This is a genomic window from Nocardia sp. (assembly GCF_025465275.1).
Lineage (GTDB): Bacteria > Actinomycetota > Actinomycetes > Mycobacteriales > Mycobacteriaceae > Nocardia.
In genome coordinates this window covers 1-3,650 of record NZ_JAODNK010000047.1, presented here as the reverse complement: position 1 = coordinate 3,650, position 3,650 = coordinate 1, and the positions used below count along the sequence as shown (strand labels likewise).

Annotated in this window: 3 protein-coding genes; 1 reads left to right on the top strand and 2 read right to left on the bottom strand. The window is 64.2% G+C overall.

Features of this window, described 5'->3' with window-relative positions; all coding sequences use genetic code 11:
- Nucleotides 1-1,282: (Fe-S)-binding protein (locus JWN03_RS10165; RefSeq protein WP_297613122.1), on the bottom strand; the 1,282-nt coding region annotated here is incomplete at its 3' end.
- 388 nt (nucleotides 1,283-1,670) lie between these two features.
- Here JWN03_RS10165 and JWN03_RS10160 point away from each other — a divergent pair.
- Complete coding sequence (locus JWN03_RS10160; RefSeq protein WP_297613120.1) at nucleotides 1,671-2,432, top strand: hypothetical protein; 762 nt, start codon at nucleotides 1,671-1,673, stop codon at nucleotides 2,430-2,432.
- Between the two features lie 92 nt (nucleotides 2,433-2,524).
- Here JWN03_RS10160 and JWN03_RS10155 read toward each other — a convergent pair whose 3' ends face one another.
- Nucleotides 2,525-3,361, bottom strand: coding sequence for an NRDE family protein (locus JWN03_RS10155; RefSeq protein WP_297613117.1), 837 nt, complete (start codon nucleotides 3,359-3,361; stop codon nucleotides 2,525-2,527).
- Nucleotides 3,362-3,650: the final 289 nt, after the last annotated feature.

Here is a 3,650-nt window from a genome sequence, read left to right as displayed (position 1 = left end):
CGATCAACACCTGATAGCGGCGCATATCGATAATGTGATCGACATGCTCGATATCGACCGGGCACTGCTCCACACACGCACCACAACTCGTGCACGACCACAACACCTCAGGATCGATGATCCCGTTGACCTCCGCACCACCGACCAGCGGACGCTCCGCCTCAGCGCGGGCCTCGGCCGAAATCTTGCTCAGCGCAGCCTCGTTCGGCTTGCCCTCGGCATCGACGAGACCGATCTCGTCGCCGCTCATATCCTTGCGGCCACCGGCCAGCAGGTACGGGGCCTTGGCGTAGCCGTGGTCGCGCAGCGACATGATCAGCAGCTTGGGCGACAGCGGCTTACCGGTATTCCAAGCGGGGCACTGGGATTGGCAGCGACCGCACTCGGTGCAGGTGGTGACGTCGAGGATGTCCTTCCAGGAGAAGTCCTCGAATTTACCGACACCGAAGGTGTCGTTGTCCGGGTCGGCGGTCTCCATATCGATCGGCTTGCCCTGCGACATCATGGGCTTCAGTGCGCCGAGGGCGACGGTGCCGTCGGCCTCACGCTTGAAGTAGATATTGAAGAACGCCGAGAAACGGTGCCACGCAACGCCCCAGGTCACATTGCGGCCGACGAGCAGCAGGAACATGGCGCCGGACATGAGCTTGACGAACGCGAAGATCGACACCATGGTGACGTTCGCGGGCAGCAGCTTGGCGACCTCCTGGGTGAAGAAGTCACTCCAGGTGTGGGATTCGCCGTAGGTGGCGATCTTGCCGGCCTTCACGAAGATCATGCCCAGGCCCTCGATGAGGACGATGGCCTCGATGACGTAGGCGGGCGCGAACTTGGAACCGCTGAAGCGTGAGAGCCGCTCCGGCCGGCGCGGGTGGTTCAGCTGCCGGATGGTGATCAGCGTGACGATGCCGACGACCGTTCCGATGCCGAGGATCTCGTCCACCAGGTGGTAGATGCCCCAGGCGCCGACGATGGGCCAGTGGAATTCGGGGTCGAAGACCTGACCGTAGGCCTCGAACCAGAGGATGAAGCCGGCGAGGAAGCCGATCATCACCAGCCAGTGCGCCCAGCCGACGGTGCGGAACTTGTTCATGCGCGTATGCGCGAGGAACTCGATCAGCATTGTTTTGAGGCGCGGAATGAACGGCCGCCACCGATCCGGTGCGGACTGGCCGACCATGATGGTGCGCACGATGCTTCGCGCGCCACCGATGAGCGATGCCCAACAGAAGATGGTGAGCACCGCTCCAATCGTGCCCAGTGTCACTGTCAGGGCATTCATGTCGCGACCTTTCTGACCGGTTCAACAAGCTCTGCGAGGACGGCCTGGTCCGCCTCGGCTGGCTCGTATCCTAACGAACAGTAAGTTACCCGTCGGTAACTTAACTGTCCAGCGTGTTCCCACACCGTAAATCCCGGCAAATCACACGCTGAACAAAGGGCAGGCTTACTTCGAACGTCACAGTAAAGACACAGTTCTTGGGGGCAGCAGCAATCTCGCTTACAGACAAACCTTCGATTAAGATCACTCCGTCCGACGTCTGTGCGCATCTTCACATGCTCGGGGAGTGTTTGCCGTTAGCGCGTGGCAGGGCCCGAGGGAAGCCAGGGCCTCGCGTGGCGAAGGTGCGGACGATGGATCGAACCTGATGAAGGATTGGAAAAACCGAATGAAGTTTCGCAGCACCACTGCGGCGGCTGCCTTGGTCATCGGCGCAATGACCACGGGGATGACCGTTGCCCATGCCGACGACGCTCCTGCTCCTGCTCCCGCACAGTCCGCGGGGATCTCGTACTCCACCAAGCTGGTCGACAGCCGGATCGTCGACGGCAAGCCGGTGGAGGGTAAGACCGTCGTGTCCACGTTGAAGAACGGGACCTTCGAGCTCACCCAGCAGGACGGCGCGACGCCGGAAGACCCGAAGCAGACGGTCGTGAACGTCAAGGACGTTCAGGGGGCGACTGTGATCTCCTTCCCGCTGCAGTTCGACGTCGCCGGGACCAAGGTTCCGGCCACCGCCGATGTCAAGGAAGACGGCAAGGTCCTCGAGGTCGTGCCGACCAAGCCGGCCGATATGCAGGTCAGCGGCCAGTCGGTCGCGGTCGCGCCGGTCGCGGCGGCACAGCCTGTCGCGGCGGCCCAGCCCATCGCCTCGCCGCTGGAAAACCAGCGCGCGATGAATGACTTCTCCAGCAAGTTCGGTATCGCCACCGCTATCGGCGGCTTCGTCGGCACTGCCGTCGGCGCGATCATCGGCTGCGTTGTCACCATCGTCGCCGGTTGCGTCCCGGGTCTGCTCGCGGGCGCCGGTATCGGCGGCATCCTCGGCACCATCGCCGTGGGTGGCCCGGCATTGCTCGCCACCGGTATCGACCTCATCAATACGATGCAGGCGCCCGATGGCACCACCCAGTGGGCCGCAGGCAAGTAAGCAATAACGCTCACGCTCGGTTCGGCCCGCCCGCTTCGTTGGGGCGGGCCGGTCGTGTTTCTCCGGCCTTTTTCGTTCCCGGGTGTGTCTTCTCAGTCCGGCAGTTCGAGGCGGCCGTGGAAGGACACCGTGCCCTTGCGGCGGCCGAAGCGAGCGAAGGTGCGCTCGGTCATTTCGAAGTGCCCGTCTTCGCGGACCAACAGCACGGTGCTGCACCGGGTTCCGTGCAGCGGATGGTTGACGAAACGCGACGAGGCCACGCGCTCACCGAGTTTGCCGATGCCGGTGTCCGGTAGTTCCGCGTCCGCGGCCCGTGTGCGGTCCGCCAGCACCGCCAGGTAACCCGACACCTCACCGGGATCGTTTTCGACGACTCTGCGCAAGCCCAGCACCCCTTCCCGGACCTTCGGCCACGCCGGGGCGCCCGTGCCGGTGCGGATTTCACCGCCGGTCTCCAGGGATGCGGCGAGCGCGCCATTGGACAGGCCGTGGAATCCGGGGGTCAGTTCGCGCGGACCCTGCCCGCTGCGATTGCCGTGCCACCACAGTGTTTCCAGATCGGACACCACGAGATTGAAGCCGTTGTAGTCGTCCGCTGCGGCCGCGACACCGCGCACGAACTTCTCCGAATCCGCCTCACCCCGCAGGAAGTCCAGCAGCAGCGCCCCGCGTGAGCGTGCGTCGGTGCGTTTCTCGTTCACCCCGCGCACATTGGTCACCGTCGCGAATCGATGCGATTCCCGGGCCAGACCCAGCCACGTTCCCGGCACCGCGCCACCGGCGCCCAGGTCCCGTCCCGCCAGCAATCCCGGCACCTCGTCCCACCAGCGCAGCGATTCCGTTGGACGCGTGAAGAACTCGTCCCGATTGGCAGCGACGATCAACCGATACTCCGGATGCGCCCGCCACCCGAGCAACACCAAACACATACACCCAGCATGACGCATGGCGAAGTACCTGCACACGACCTTGCGATGCCCACGCAATGACCCAGGCCCGCCAAAACACCGCCAAGAACCACTAAAAGGGCATGCCCCAAAGTTCGTGGCCCGTCTCGGTCTGGACTGCGGCTCCATAGACCTGCGCCTTGGAGCGGGGGAGCGAAGCGGAGGAGCGGAGGAGGGAAGACCGAGACTCCCAGGGCCGCGAACCCGCCGGAGCGAAGCGGAGGCAGCAGATACAGAAAGGGCCGGTAGCGCAATGGCTACCGGCCCTCTC